14 protein-coding genes are annotated in these 12,579 nt (G+C 67.0%); 9 read left to right on the forward strand and 5 right to left on the reverse strand.

The window, feature by feature from the left end:
* Positions 1-267 precede the first annotated feature (267 nt).
* The 3 genes from gmd to QUV18_RS21440 are packed head-to-tail and all read left to right on the forward strand — an operon-like array spanning position 268 to position 2,821.
* Positions 268-1,314: a GDP-mannose 4,6-dehydratase gene (gmd, locus tag QUV18_RS21430; protein ID WP_300896182.1), complete on the forward strand. Its 1,047-nt coding sequence runs from the start codon at positions 268-270 to the stop codon at positions 1,312-1,314.
* The gene (locus tag QUV18_RS21435; protein ID WP_300896184.1) at positions 1,307-2,257 is read left to right on the forward strand and encodes a GDP-L-fucose synthase; all 951 of its coding nucleotides are present in this window, start codon (positions 1,307-1,309) and stop codon (positions 2,255-2,257) included. The genes gmd and QUV18_RS21435 overlap by 8 nt, the downstream gene beginning before the upstream one ends.
* 12 nt (positions 2,258-2,269) lie before the next feature.
* Positions 2,270-2,821: a methyltransferase domain-containing protein gene (locus QUV18_RS21440; protein WP_300896185.1), complete on the forward strand. Its 552-nt coding sequence runs from the start codon at positions 2,270-2,272 to the stop codon at positions 2,819-2,821.
* Positions 2,822-3,250: 429 nt separating this feature from the next.
* Here QUV18_RS21440 and QUV18_RS21445 read toward each other — a convergent pair whose 3' ends face one another.
* Positions 3,251-4,210, reverse strand: coding sequence for a KpsF/GutQ family sugar-phosphate isomerase (locus QUV18_RS21445; protein ID WP_300896187.1), 960 nt, complete (start codon positions 4,208-4,210; stop codon positions 3,251-3,253).
* A gap of 116 nt (positions 4,211-4,326) precedes the next feature.
* Between QUV18_RS21445 and QUV18_RS21450 the strand changes: the two genes are divergently transcribed.
* Positions 4,327-5,547, forward strand: coding sequence for an MFS transporter (locus tag QUV18_RS21450; protein WP_300896188.1), 1,221 nt, complete (start codon positions 4,327-4,329; stop codon positions 5,545-5,547).
* A gap of 36 nt (positions 5,548-5,583) precedes the next feature.
* On the opposite strand, the gene QUV18_RS21455 is transcribed toward QUV18_RS21450, so the two are convergent.
* From QUV18_RS21455 to QUV18_RS21465, 3 genes are all read right to left on the reverse strand, one after another.
* Positions 5,584-6,498, reverse strand: coding sequence for a rhodanese-related sulfurtransferase (locus QUV18_RS21455; protein WP_300896189.1), 915 nt, complete (start codon positions 6,496-6,498; stop codon positions 5,584-5,586).
* Positions 6,499-6,553: 55 nt separating this feature from the next.
* A complete protein-coding gene (locus tag QUV18_RS21460) occupies positions 6,554-7,102 on the reverse strand; it encodes an NAD(P)H-dependent oxidoreductase (RefSeq protein ID WP_300896191.1) in 549 nt (182 codons plus the stop codon).
* 365 nt (positions 7,103-7,467) lie between these two features.
* On the reverse strand, positions 7,468-8,049 hold the full coding sequence (locus tag QUV18_RS21465) for a TetR/AcrR family transcriptional regulator (protein WP_300896192.1): 582 nt from the start codon (positions 8,047-8,049) through the stop codon (positions 7,468-7,470).
* Between the two features lie 95 nt (positions 8,050-8,144).
* Between QUV18_RS21465 and QUV18_RS21470 the strand changes: the two genes are divergently transcribed.
* The 5 genes from QUV18_RS21470 to QUV18_RS21490 all read left to right on the forward strand — a co-directional run bounded on the left by QUV18_RS21470 (position 8,145) and on the right by QUV18_RS21490 (position 11,566).
* On the forward strand, positions 8,145-8,600 hold the full coding sequence (locus QUV18_RS21470; protein WP_300896193.1) for a cupin domain-containing protein: 456 nt from the start codon (positions 8,145-8,147) through the stop codon (positions 8,598-8,600).
* Between the two features lie 263 nt (positions 8,601-8,863).
* Entirely contained in the window at positions 8,864-9,460 is a 597-nt protein-coding gene (pncA, locus tag QUV18_RS21475; protein ID WP_300896194.1) for a bifunctional nicotinamidase/pyrazinamidase, read from the forward strand.
* A complete protein-coding gene (locus tag QUV18_RS21480) occupies positions 9,461-10,048 on the forward strand; it encodes a uracil-DNA glycosylase family protein (protein WP_300896195.1) in 588 nt (195 codons plus the stop codon).
* Positions 10,041-10,832 carry an SseB family protein gene (locus QUV18_RS21485; protein ID WP_300896196.1) on the forward strand — a complete coding sequence of 264 codons (792 nt, stop codon included), beginning with the start codon at positions 10,041-10,043 and terminating at the stop codon, positions 10,830-10,832. Before QUV18_RS21480 ends, QUV18_RS21485 begins: the two co-directional genes overlap by 8 nt.
* 56 nt (positions 10,833-10,888) lie before the next feature.
* A complete protein-coding gene (locus QUV18_RS21490) occupies positions 10,889-11,566 on the forward strand; it encodes an SH3 domain-containing protein (protein WP_300896197.1) in 678 nt (225 codons plus the stop codon).
* Positions 11,567-11,644: 78 nt separating this feature from the next.
* Here QUV18_RS21490 and QUV18_RS21495 read toward each other — a convergent pair whose 3' ends face one another.
* Positions 11,645-12,577, reverse strand: a complete 933-nt coding sequence (locus QUV18_RS21495) for a glyoxylate/hydroxypyruvate reductase A (protein ID WP_300896199.1) — start codon at positions 12,575-12,577, stop codon at positions 11,645-11,647.
* Between the last annotated feature and the right edge of the window lie 2 nt (positions 12,578-12,579).

Below are 12,579 nucleotides of genomic sequence, written 5' to 3' on the forward strand. Positions count from 1 at the left end.
CCTTTCATTTCAAGTTGCCGGTGCCGTCGCGCATCCGGGGACGTGGATGTCTGGTACAGCCGCGACGGGGGCGGGAGCAAGAGCGTCAATGCCGGCGCAGCCGGGTGGCCGGTGTCGATCGTGGCGAAGGGCCCCGGCGCGGGGGGCGGGACGGGGGCGCCTGGGGGCGGCGGGCCGGCGCCACAGCCCTCGCGCCCCGCCCAACCCCCTTTTCAACCGGGCGGGAAGCCTTTATCGGGTGAACCCCGAAGCCAAGGCGAGACAGACATGAGCCAGAAGACAGCACTCATCACCGGCGTCACCGGTCAGGACGGCGCCTACCTGGCGGAGTTCCTGCTGGACAAGGGCTACGAGGTGCATGGCATCAAGCGGCGCACGTCGCTGTTCAACACCGCCCGGATCGACCACCTGATCGAGGGGGAACCGGGCCGCGAGGGGCGGTTCGTGCTGCATCACGGCGACATGACCGACAGCTCGTCGCTGACGCATATCCTGCAGAAGGTGAAGCCCGACGAGGTGTATAACCTCGCCGCGCAGAGCCACGTGGCCGTGTCGTTCGAGGAGCCGGAATACACCGCCAATTCCGACGCGCTGGGCGCGCTGCGGCTGCTGGAGGCGATCCGGTTCCTGGGGCTGGGCGAGAAGACGCGGTTCTACCAGGCCTCGACCTCGGAGCTGTATGGCCTCGTGCAGGAGGTGCCGCAACGGGAGACGACGCCGTTCCACCCGCGCTCGCCTTACGCCGTGGCCAAGCTTTACGCCTACTGGATCACGGTGAACTATCGCGAGGCCTACGGGCTTTACGCCTGCAACGGGACGCTCTTCAACCACGAGAGCCCGCTCAGGGGCGAGACCTTCGTGACCCGCAAGATCACGCGGGCGCTGGCGCGGATCAAGCTGGGCACGCAGCAGGAGTTGCGGCTGGGCAACATGGATGCCAAGCGTGACTGGGGTCATGCGCGGGATTACGTCAAGATGATGTGGCTGATGCTGCAGCAGGACAAGCCCGAGGATTACGTGATCGCCACGGGCGAGCAGTATTCGGTGCGGGAATTCGTTGCGCGCGCGGCGGAGGTTCTGGGGATGAGCATTACCTTCGAGGGCGAGGGTGTCGACGAGGTGGGCCGGGACGAGAGCGGCCGGGTGATCGTGCGGGTCGATCCGCAGTATTTCCGGCCGGCGGAGGTCGAGACGCTCCTGGGCGATGCCTCGAAGGCGCGGCAGGAGCTGGGCTGGACCCCGGAGACGAGCTTTGACGAGCTGGTGCGCGAGATGGTCGAGAGCGATTTCGAGGAGGCCAAGCGCAATGGCTGAGCCGGTCTATGCGCTTGCCGGCAAGCGGGTCTACGTGGCCGGGCACCGGGGCATGGTGGGGCAGGCGATCTGCCGCCGGCTGGAGCGGGAGGACTGCACGGTTCTGACCGCGGGGCGCAAGGATGCCGACCTGACGCGGCAGGCGGAGGCGGAGGACTGGATGGCGGAGAACAAGCCGGATGCCGTGTTCGTGGCCGCCGCCAAGGTGGGTGGGATTCTCGCCAATGACTCATTTCCGGCAGACTTCCTTTACGAAAACCTGATGATCGAGGCCAATGTTATCCACGCTTCGCACCGGTCGGGTGTCGAAAAGCTGATGTTTCTCGGATCGAGCTGTATTTATCCCAAGCTGGCCGAACAGCCCATGCGGGAGGATGCGCTCTTGACCGGGCCGCTGGAGCCGACGAACGAGTGGTACGCGATTGCCAAGATCGCCGGCATCAAGCTGTGCCAGGCCTATCGCAAGCAGCACGGGGCGGATTTCATCTCGGCGATGCCGACGAACCTGTATGGCACGGGCGACAATTACGATCTCGAGACCAGCCATGTTCTGCCGGCGCTGATCCGCAAGATGGTCGAGGCGCGGGACGAGGGACGCGAGGAAGTGGTGATGTGGGGAACGGGCAGCCCGCTGCGCGAGTTCATGCATGCCGATGACCTTGCGGATGCGCTGGTGTTTTTGATGCAGCATTACTCGGGGCATGAGCATGTGAACGTGGGCTCGGGGCAGGAGATTTCGATCCGGCAACTGGGCGAGACGATTGCCGACGCGGCCGGGTATAAAGGTCGGATCGTGCAGGACACGTCGAAGCCGGACGGGACGCCGCGGAAGCTGATGGATAGCAGCCGTTTGCACGGGCTGGGGTGGCGGCCGGGGATTTCCCTCGACGAGGGGATCGCGCGGTGTGTCAGGGAATTCGAAGAGATGCGCGCGACCGCGTGAAGGAGAGATCCGATGGGACAATATGACAAGATCCACCTCGGCTGCGGCGTCAAGCATCTGCCGGGCTGGTTTCACGTGGATGCGCTGGCGTATGACCATGTCGACCATGTCGGCCGGGTCGAGGATTTGTCGTTCATTCCGGACGGGTCAGTGAAGCTGATCTATGCCTGCCACGTGCTCGAGCATTTCGGGCGGAACACCTACAAGGCGGCGCTGGCCGAGTGGTGCCGGGTGCTGGCGCCCGGTGGGGTGCTGCGGCTGGCGGTGCCGGATTTCGGTGCGGCGGCCAAGCTCTACATGTCCGGCATCCTGCCGCGCGGGATCGAGGATGTGCGCGGGCTGGTGACCGGGGGGCAGCGGGACGAGTATGATTTCCACGGGATGATTTTCGACGAGGCGTCGTTGGCGGAGGCCTTGAAAGAGGTCGGGTTTTCCGAGACGCGGCTGTGGGATTGGCGGGAGACCGAGCATTCCCACATGGACGATTATTCGCAGGCCTATTTGCCGCATATGGACAAGGAGAACGGGGTTCTCGTGTCTTTGAATATCGAGGCGGTGAAGTAGGGGTTCAGGTGCCCTTCGGGGGTATTGGACCGTGCCCGCCCCGGACGTGATCCGGGGTCGCTGGTCGTTCGAGGTCCCGGCTCGGAGGCCGGGACGGTGGGACGTATTGGCGGGCTGATTTCCGGGGAAATGCAACGTCGGTATCACGTCGGTATTTTGTCGGTATTGCGTCGGTGCGGGGTGTTGGGTTTTCGGGGGTGGTGGGTTTCACCCACCCTACGATTTGCACACGCCCGGAATCGAGCCGAAGGCGCCGGGCGAGCGCCGGCCCGTCCCGGCGGGCAGGCGCTTTGGCGGGTGTTGCGTTACGTTCAGAGGGAAGATGTGCTCGGCGGGATAAAGTGGCAGCCACGGGTGTTGCGGCGCCTCCCCACGGGCCGGCGCTCGCCCGGCTTCGTCAGAGGCCCCGGGTGGGTCCTGGAGGGTGGGTCAGGCCACCCCGGCCCGGAGCGCGTCGTGGATGTGAACGAGGCCGACGAGGTGGTCTTCCGTATCCGTCACCAGCAGTACAGTGCGCTTGTTGGCGTTCATGACGCCGAGCGCCTCGACCAGCAGGGCGTCGGGGGCGGTGACGAGGGGGGAGCGGGTGGCGACCTCGCCGGCGGTGCGGGTCATGAGGCCGTCCATGTTCCGGCGGAGGTCGCCGTCGGTGATGATGCCGGTGAGGCGGCCGCCGGAGACGACCGCCGCGACGCCGAAGCTTTTATGGGTCATCTCGACCAGCGCCTCGCCCATCGGCGTGTCCTCGGCCACGACGGGCAGTTCGTCGCCCTTGTGCATGACCGCCGAGACCAGCAGGAGCTGCGCCCCCAGCGTGCCGCCGGGGTGGTAGGCGAGGTAGCTGTCCTTGTCGAAGCCGCGCAGGCGCATGAGCGCCACGGCGAGCGCGTCGCCCAAGGCCAGCGTGCAGGTGGTCGAGGTGGTGGGGGCCATGCCGATGGCGCAGGCCTCGGGCGCGTCGGGGAGGGGGAGGACGTGGTCGGCCTGACGCCCGAGCGTGCTGTCGGGTTTCTTGGTGATGGCGATCATCGGGATGGCGAAGCGGCGGGTGTGGCCGATGATGTCGGCCAGTTCGCGCGTCTCGCCGGAGTTGGAGATCAGGATCACCGCGTCGGCGCTGGTGATCATGCCCATGTCGCCGTGGCTGGCCTCGCCCGGGTGGACGTATTGGGCGGGCGTGCCGGTGCTGGCCATGGTGGCGGCGATCTTGGCGGCGATATGGCCCGACTTGCCCATGCCCGAGACGATCACCCGGCCGGGCACGTTCAGCAGCAGCTCGGCGACGGTGTCGAAGCTGTCGGGCATCTCGTCGCGCAGGCGGGCGAGCGCCGCGCCCTCGATCTCGAGCACGTCGCGGGCAATGTCGGTGGGGCGGGGGGAGGAGGTCATCTTGCCGGCTCCGGAGCGTTGCTTGTGGCGCAGCCATACCGTGCTGTCGCGTCGAGGCCAAGCCCCGCCGGTTTTCGCGCTGGCGCATCGCCGGGCGCGCGACTAACGTCGCGGCCATGACAGGCCCTGATGTTCTCGACAGCCGGTATTCGTGGTTCCGCCTTGCCGTTTCGCTTCTGATCGCGACGGTGGGGAACGTGGGCATCTGGGTGATCGTGATGGTCATGCCGGCGATCCAGGCCGAGTTCGGCATCGACCGGGGCGAGGCATCGTTTCCCTACACGATGACGATGATCGGCTATGCGCTGGGCAATTTCGCGGTGGGGCGGATCATCGACCGGTTCGGGGTGACCGCGGCGCTGAGCCTGTCGGCGGTGATCATCGCGGGCGGCATGGGGCTGGCGGCGATCAGCCCGTCGGTGCTGTTGCTGGCGGGGCTGCAGCTTGTGATCGGGTTCGGCACGGGGGCCAGTTTCGGCCCGCTGATGACGGATGTGTCGATGTGGTTCTTGAAGCGGCGGGGGATCGCGGTGGCGATCACGGCCTGCGGCAATTACCTGTCGGGCGCCGTGTGGCCGCTGATGCTGGCCGGGGTGCTGGAGGCGGACGGGTGGCGGGCGGTTTACGTGTGGCTGGCGGTGATCACGGTGGTGACGATGGTGCCGCTGTCGTTCCTGTTGCGCCGGCGGGTGCCGCTGGAGGCGACGGCGCGGTCGGACGCGATTTCCAGCCTGCGGGCGAAGGCGGCGGGGTTCTCGCCCCGGACGCTGATGCTGATGCTGGGGCTGGCGGGGATCGGGTGCTGCGTGGCGATGTCGATGCCGCAGGTGCATATCGTGAGCCTGTGCACCGACCTGGGCTATGGCCCGGCGGTGGGCGGGCAGATGCTGGCGCTGATGCTGTTGGGCGGGGCGGCGTCGCGGCTGGTGTTCGGGTTCGTGGCGGACTGGCTGGGCGGGGTGAAGACGCTGTTGATCGGGTCGTCGCTGCAATGCCTGGCGCTGTTTCTGTATTTGCCGACCGGGGGGCTGACCTCGCTTTACGTGGTGAGCGCGGTATTCGGGCTGTCGCAGGGCGGGATCGTGCCGAGCTATGCGCTGGTGGTGCGGGAATACATGCCGAGCGTCGAGGCCGGGCGGCGCGTGGGGTTCGTGATCATGGCGACGATCATGGGCATGGCACTGGGCGGGTGGATGTCGGGGTGGATTTACGATGTCACCGGGAGCTACCAGATGGCGTTCGTGAACGGGATCGTCTGGAATTTCCTGAACATGGGGATCATGGTGCTGATCCTGCTGCGGACGCGGCCGCGGAAGGCCGTCGCCGTGGCGGCCTGAGGGCGCTGCTCGTCAGCCCTTGCGGGCGGCCTCGCGTCAGTCTTCGTGGACGATGCGGATGTGTTTCTCGCCGCGGGCCTCGGCCAGCGCCATCTGTTTCTGGCGTTCCCGGAAGCGTTGCTTGTCGTCTTCCGTGGTCTCGGCAAAGCACTGGTGGCAGGAGACGCCGTGTTCGTATTCGGGGCGGTCGCGGTCGGCGGGCAGGATCGGGCGGCGGCAGGCGAAGCAGAGCTGGTGCGGGCCTTCCCGTAGCCCGTGGCCCACGGAGACGCGGTTGTCGAAGACGAAGCATTCGCCGTTCCAGGTGGATTGATCCTCGGGCACCTCTTCGAGGTATTTCAGGATGCCGCCCTTGAGGTGGTAGACGTCTTCCACGCCCTGGCCCAGCAGGAAATTGGTGGATTTCTCGCAGCGGATGCCGCCGGTGCAGAACATGGCGATGCGCTTGTTGTGGAAACGGTGCTTGTTGGCCTCCCACCAGGCGGGGAAGTCGCGGAAGCTGGCGGTCTGGGGGTCGATGGCGCCGTCGAAGGTTCCGATGGCGACCTCGTAGTCGTTTCTTGTGTCGATCACGGCCACGTCGGGCGACTGGATGAGGGCGTTCCAGTCCTGCGGGTCGACGTAATGGCCGACGCGGGCCTGCGGGTCGACATCCGGCTGGCCCATGGTGACGATCTCCTTCTTGAGCCGCACCTTGAGGCGGCGGAAGGGCTGGTGGTCGCTGGTGCTTTCCTTCCAGTCGAGATCGGCACAGCCGGGCAGGGCGCGGATATGGGCGAGCACCGCGTCGATGCCGGCGCGGGGGCCGGCGATGGTGCCGTTGATGCCCTCCTGGGCCAGCAGGAGCGAGCCGGAGATCTTTTCCCGCTCGCAGAGCGCCAGCAGCGGCGCCTGGATGGCGGCCGGGTCGGGGAAGCGGGTGAAGTGGTAGAGGGCGGCGATGGTGTACATGGGCCGTTCCTCTAGCCCCTTGCCCGGGGCCGGGCAAGGGGCCGGAATGCCGCGCTCAGCCCCGGATGCGGTTGGCGAGGCGCGAGAGGTTGTCGGCGATGAACTCCTTGGTGTCGTCATGGGTGAGCTTGCCGTCGTTGATCTTGTCGTTCGACTTGCTGACCGCGATCTCGAAGCCCGGCACGATCTCGGCGTTGATGACCGAGAGCATCTTGCGCAGGTCGTATTGCGCGGTGAGCCCGCCGGTGGCGCTGGGCGACTGGGTGATGATCAGGACGGGTTTGCCGGCGAAGGGGGTGTTTGGCTCCTTCGACATCCAGTCGATCACGTTCTTCAGCACGCCCGAGGTGCCGCGGTTGTATTCCGGCGAGGAGATGACCACCGCGTCGGCGCCCTCGATGGCCTGGGCGAGGTCCTGCACCTGCGCGGGGGAGCTTCCGTTGGTCTTGAGGTCCTCGTTGTAGAGCGGGATGTCGTGGATGTCCTGCGGGACGACGGTGACGCCTTCCGGCACCAGTTCGTGCAGGCTGTCGGCGATCTTGGTCGAGAAGCTTTCCTTGCGCAGCGAGCCGCTGATCACGGCGAAGGTGAGGGCTTTGGCCATGGGGGTGTCCTTTGTCCTGTAGCGGGTTTGGTACGGTAACGCGCCGCGGCGCAGAAAGTTCACCGGGACGTGGCGGGAGCCATGGGGTGGCCGGGCCCGTGGAGGAGGCGGCGGAGGTCTACGAGAAACGTGGGCTGTTCCGGACGCGGTATTGAGGGGCGGCGATTCGTTGGTTAACGGCGTTGTTTCGAAGGGATTTCGACGTCGGTATCACGTCGGTATTTCGTCGGTATCGCGTCGGTTCCGGGGTCTTTTACGGCGGGAATTGATGTATCGCCCCGCGCGCAACACGCGAGATGTGGGGGGCGGCGCAACACCCACGGCGGCAGGCCTGCCCGACCGTCAATGCAGGACGGCAGCGTGGGTCAGAGCGTTCGGTCGAGCATCGCATCGACCATGAAACCGACCACGTCCCGGGCCTGGGCCGGGGACGCGCCGGCGACATCGATCAACGCGATCAAGGCTTCCATTCCGGTCGAGGCCGACAGGGCGCAGACGAGCGTTTCCTTCTGGTCGTCACTCAGCCCGGTGTCATGTTCCGAGAGCGCACGGTGAAACATGGCGACGCGGCGACCGCCCCGCGCGGCCACCCTGCTTTCGGCGGACCATGCGCGCATCGACGCGGCGAGGAACTGCCGGAACTCGGGTTCGTTCTCGAGCGCGAGATCGAGGAAGTACAGGCAGATCGCCTTGAGCTTGCCGTGCAGGTCCGGGGCGCCGCTGATGACGGCGTCGTAAGGCTTCACCGCGATGTCGAGAACAGCTTCTGCCACAAGGAGGTCGGCGTCGGAAAAATACCGGTAGCTGGTGGCCTTGGAGATGCCGGTTTCGGCAGCGGCCGCGGCGACGGTTACGGGTTTGCCGTCCGAAAGCAGTTTGCGGGCCCCGTCGAGAATGGCCTGTCGCGTGCGCGCGCGCTGTGCGGATCGGCCTTTGGTCTTGGGCATCGCGGAATCCGTAGCTTGAAGTTCGTGAGACTATTGTCTTATTGTGAGACATATGTATCATTAATCGGGTATCGCTGCAAATAAGGATTGTCGACATGGCACCGCTACCGCGCACCTATGATGTCTTGAATATTCTGCTGAAGTTCCATGCCTTTCCGGAAGAGACGGACGGGAAGTACTGTCTCGTCGAGTGTCTCGTGCCCGTCGGGGCCGGTGCGCCGCCCAACCATCATGCCGGCGAGACGGAGGGGTTCTTCATCCTTGACGGGCAGGTTGCCTTCAACATCGGCGGAACGGACAGGATCGCGGGAGCCGGTGAATTTGTCGCGGTGCCCGACGGTGAGACCCACGCGTTCCAGGCCATTGGCGAGGGCCCGGCGCGGCTGCTCATCCTGAATGCCCCCGGGCATATGCACAAAGCCTTCTTTACCGGCATCGGCAGGCCGCTTCCGGAGGACCAGACGACATTGCCAACGCCGTCGGAGCCGGATTTGGGTGTGGTTCTGAAGGTTGCGGAACAGGCGGGCATGACGATCTCGGCCCCGCAATAATCATCCGCTTGGGCAAAGCGGAGGGAAATTCGCCTCGCAGCATCGGTCAGTCCGGGGTCGGATCGGTCGTTGAGCCCTTGTCCGGGGTCACTCTTGTGCACCCGGACATGCAGATGGGCGGCGGCCGGGGCCGCCTTTGTGCCCGTCTGCCGGCACATGCGCCTCGGGCGAGGCCGGGATCGTCGGCCGTGTCGTTGGCGGCGGGGCGACGTTGACGGGGGGCGCCGGCCCGCTTAGGTCTTTGGGAAACGGAGGATGGCCCGATGACCGAAGCGCTGATCGTGATCGACATGCAGTATGATTTCTGCCCCGGCGGTGCGCTGGCGGTGGAAGGGGGCGACGAGATCGTGCCCGGGATCAACGCGCTGATCGACGAGTTTCCGGCGGTGATCCTGACGCAGGACTGGCACCCGGCGGGGCATTCCTCCTTCGCGTCAAGCTACAAGGACAAGGCGCCGTTCGAGACGGTCGAGATGTCCTATGGCACGCAGGTCCTGTGGCCCGATCATTGTATCCAGGGCAGCGACGGGGCGGCGTTCCATGCGGACCTGGACACCGACAGTGCCGACATGATCGTGCGCAAGGGGTTCAACCCGTCGATCGACAGCTACTCGGCCTTCTTCGAGAACGATCACGAAACGCCCACGGGCCTGCATGGCTATCTGCAGACGCGGGGGATCGAACAGCTGACCATGGTGGGGCTGGCCACGGATTTCTGCGTGAACTTCTCGGCCGTGGATGCGGCGAAGCTGGGCTATGACGTGACGGTTCTGACCGAGCTGTGCCGGGGGATCGACCTTGACGGGTCGCTTGCCGCGGCGCTGGAAGGGATGAAGGGCGCGGGCGTCAAGGTGGTCTGAATGGCCGGGCTGGAGCGGGAGATCGCGGCCTGCCGGATCTGTGCCCAGCGGTTTGCGGAGACGGCTACGGGGCATGAGCCGCGCCCGGTGGTGTGGTTCCGGCCCGGGGCAAGGATGCTGATCGCGGGGCAGGCGCCGGGGGCAAGGGTGCACCAGTCGGGCAAGCCGTTCGATGACCCGTCGGGCGACCGGCTGCGCGACTGGCTGGGGCTTTCGGCCCACGAGTTCTACGATACCGCGCGGGTGGCGATCGTGCCGATGGCGTTCTGTTTCCCGGGATACGATGCGAAGGGCTCGGACCTGCCGCCGCCGAAGGTGTGCGGGCAGACATGGCATGACCGGGTGATGCAGGAGCTGGCCCAAGTGCGGCTGCGCGTGCTTGTGGGGGGATATGCGCACAAGTATCACCTTGGCGTGAAAACCGGGGTGACGGAGACGGTGAAGGCGTGGCGCGAGCGGGCGCCGGAGGTGTTCACCCTGCCGCACCCGTCGTGGCGGAATACCGCGTGGTTGCGGAAGAACCCGTGGTTCGAGGCGGAGGTGCTGCCGGCGCTGCGGGCAAGGGTGAAAGAGGTGATGGATGACTGAGGCGACACGGCTCGACGCGGCGCATGCGAGGATGGAAGCGGCGCCGGAGGACGAGGGCGCGCGGCTCGATTTCTACGGGCAGTTGGCGGCGTCGGAGCTGTTCCTTTTGCTGGAGCGCGAGGCGGAGGGCGAGCGGGTGACGCCGCGGACCTTCGACGTGGAAGGGCAGGCTTTCGTGCTGGTCTTCGACGGCGAGGACCGGCTGGCGCAGTTTGCCGGGGGCGAGGCGCCCTATGCGGCGCTGTCGGGGCGGGCCGTGGCGGAGATGCTGGCGCCGGCGGGGCTGGGGCTTGGGTTGAACCTCGACGTGGCGCCCTCGGCGATGCTGTTGCCGTCCGAGGCGGTGGCGTGGCTGGCCGGGACGCTGGGGCAGGGCCCGCGCGAGGTGGAGACGAAGGTGCGGGCGTTCACGGCGCCGGGCGGTCTGCCCGAGCGGTTGCTGACCGCGCTCGATGCGCGGCTGGCGAGCGCGGCGGGGCTGGCGGCGAGCGCCTACCTTGTCGGCGTGGAATACGAGAGCGGGGCCGAGGGGCACATGCTGGGCGTGATCGACGCGGTGCCCGGGGCCGAGGGGGCGCTGGCGCGGGCGGTGTCGGACCTGTTGCAGTTTTCCGGGCTGGAGGCGGCGGCGCTGGACGTGGCGTTCTTCCGGGCCGAGGACGCGGCGGCGGCGCGGCTGGCAAGGGTGGGGTTGCGGTTCGACCTGCCGGGGCCGGAGGTGGTGCGCGCGGCGCCGGGCGCGGCGCCGGGGATGGACCCGGCGAAACCACCCCGGCTGAAATAGGCGCGCGGTGCGACACGACGATTGACCGGCGCGGCGGGCGAGGCGATATTCCCCGCATGGTACGGATTTTCTTCACTCTTCTGCTGCTTGCCCTGCCGCTTCCCGTGATGGCGCAGGCGCTGAGTTTCCCGCCGGTGGACGAGGCCGGGCAGGATGAAAGCTTTGCCGCCTATCGCGAGCGGCTGATCGAGGCGGTGGTCGCGCGGGATGTCGAGGCCATCGTCGGGATGGCCTCGGAGGACATCAAGCTGAGCTTCGGCGGTGCCTTGGGTCACGCGGCGCTGCGCGAGTTCCTGACGGTCGATCCGCAGACCTTCCCCGAGGGCCAGCGACACGAGGCGCCGGCGCTGCGGCAGCGCAACTGGGCCGACCTGGAGACGGTTTTGCGGATGGGCGGGGTGTTCGACGGCGAGGGGCGGTTCGTGGCGCCCTATACCTGGTCGTTCCAGCAGCCGGACGGGATGGACCCGTTCGAGGTGATGTTTGTGACCGGCACCGGCGTGGCGATGCGCGACCGGCCGATCCGGTACGGGGAGGTGACCGCGTGGCTCGACCATGACGTGGTGCGCCATCTCGACTGGGTCAGCGGCACGCCCTATGTCGAGGTCGCACGGTCGGATGACACCAGGGGGTTCGTGCACCGCGACTACTTGCGGGCGCTGGTGGACTACCGGGCGTTTTTCGAGAAGCGGGACGGCGCGTGGAAGATGGTGACCTTCATCGCGGGGGATTGAGGCCGGGCCCGCTGCTTCTTCTGGCCGAAAATATCCCGGGGAGTTTGAGGGGCTGGCCCCTCAATCCCACCTTCCAACCTAGTACCCCTGGTCGCGGTCGACGAGATACAGGAACGGCTCGCCCGCTTCGCCCCGGCGGATGTTCTCGGCCACCACGCGGGCCGCGGTGGCGGGGCGGGTTTCGGCGGCGATGTGGGGGGTGACGGTGACTTTCGGGTGGTGCCAGTAGGGGTGATCCTCGGGCAGCGGTTCGGTGCGGAAGACGTCGAGCGTGGCGTGGGCGACCTGGCCGAGGTCGAGCGCCGCGAGGAGGGCGTCGTCGTCGATCAGGGGCCCGCGGCCGGGGTTGAGGATGACCGCGCCTTTCGGCAGGAGGGCCAGCGATTCCGGGTTGATGATGTTCGTGGTGGCCGGCGTGTCGGGCAGCAGCAGGACGAGCACCTGCGCCGTCTTCAGCGCCTCGATCAGCCCCTCGTCGCCGGAGAGGCAGGTGATGCCCTCGATATCCTTCTGCGTGCGGCTCCAGCCGGTGACGGGGAAGCCGATGCCGGCCAGCATCTGCCCCGCCGCCTGGCCGAGCTGACCGAGGCCGAGGATGGTGACGGGCCGGTCTCGGGCGAGCGGGGGGTTGTGCTGCGACCAGTCGCCCGGCTTGCGCGCGAGGTCGAGATCCATCTCGAGATGGTAGCGCAGGGTGTGGCCGGTGACCCATTCCGCCATGCCGCCCGTGAGCCCTTCCTCGACCATGCGGGTGAGCGGCTGGGTCAGGGTCTCGTTGCCGACGATCTGCTCGACCCCGGCCCAGAGGTTCATCACCGCCTTGCAGCGCGTGTAGGCCGTGAAATCCTGCACCGGGCCGTTGGGGGCGTAGATGATGTAGTCGACGGTTTCGGGCGGATGATCGGTGGAAAGCGCCACGTCGAGGCCCTGCCGGGCGAATTCGGATTTCAGGATGGGTTCGTAGCTTTCCCACCGCTCGGGGCGGGCCGCGAAGAGGACGTTGAGGGTCATGG

It is taken from the genome of Roseovarius sp. (assembly GCF_030373445.1).
GTDB lineage: Bacteria > Pseudomonadota > Alphaproteobacteria > Rhodobacterales > Rhodobacteraceae > Roseovarius.

Excerpts from the sequence above, each read along its gene's own strand:
- gmd (WP_300896182.1), top strand. The coding sequence starts at position 268 with ATGAGCCAGAAGACAGCACTCATCACCGGCGTCACCGGTCAGGACGGC.
- QUV18_RS21435 (WP_300896184.1), top strand. The coding sequence starts at position 1,307 with ATGGCTGAGCCGGTCTATGCGCTTGCCGGCAAGCGGGTCTACGTGGCC.
- QUV18_RS21440 (WP_300896185.1), top strand. The coding sequence starts at position 2,270 with ATGGGACAATATGACAAGATCCACCTCGGCTGCGGCGTCAAGCATCTG.
- QUV18_RS21445 (WP_300896187.1), bottom strand. The coding sequence starts at position 4,210 with ATGACCTCCTCCCCCCGCCCCACCGACATTGCCCGCGACGTGCTCGAG.
- QUV18_RS21450 (WP_300896188.1), top strand. The coding sequence starts at position 4,327 with ATGACAGGCCCTGATGTTCTCGACAGCCGGTATTCGTGGTTCCGCCTT.
- QUV18_RS21455 (WP_300896189.1), bottom strand. The coding sequence starts at position 6,498 with ATGTACACCATCGCCGCCCTCTACCACTTCACCCGCTTCCCCGACCCG.
- QUV18_RS21460 (WP_300896191.1), bottom strand. The coding sequence starts at position 7,102 with ATGGCCAAAGCCCTCACCTTCGCCGTGATCAGCGGCTCGCTGCGCAAG.
- QUV18_RS21465 (WP_300896192.1), bottom strand. The coding sequence starts at position 8,049 with ATGCCCAAGACCAAAGGCCGATCCGCACAGCGCGCGCGCACGCGACAG.
- QUV18_RS21470 (WP_300896193.1), top strand. The coding sequence starts at position 8,145 with ATGGCACCGCTACCGCGCACCTATGATGTCTTGAATATTCTGCTGAAG.
- pncA (WP_300896194.1), top strand. The coding sequence starts at position 8,864 with ATGACCGAAGCGCTGATCGTGATCGACATGCAGTATGATTTCTGCCCC.
- QUV18_RS21480 (WP_300896195.1), top strand. The coding sequence starts at position 9,461 with ATGGCCGGGCTGGAGCGGGAGATCGCGGCCTGCCGGATCTGTGCCCAG.
- QUV18_RS21485 (WP_300896196.1), top strand. The coding sequence starts at position 10,041 with ATGACTGAGGCGACACGGCTCGACGCGGCGCATGCGAGGATGGAAGCG.
- QUV18_RS21490 (WP_300896197.1), top strand. The coding sequence starts at position 10,889 with ATGGTACGGATTTTCTTCACTCTTCTGCTGCTTGCCCTGCCGCTTCCC.
- QUV18_RS21495 (WP_300896199.1), bottom strand. The coding sequence starts at position 12,577 with ATGACCCTCAACGTCCTCTTCGCGGCCCGCCCCGAGCGGTGGGAAAGC.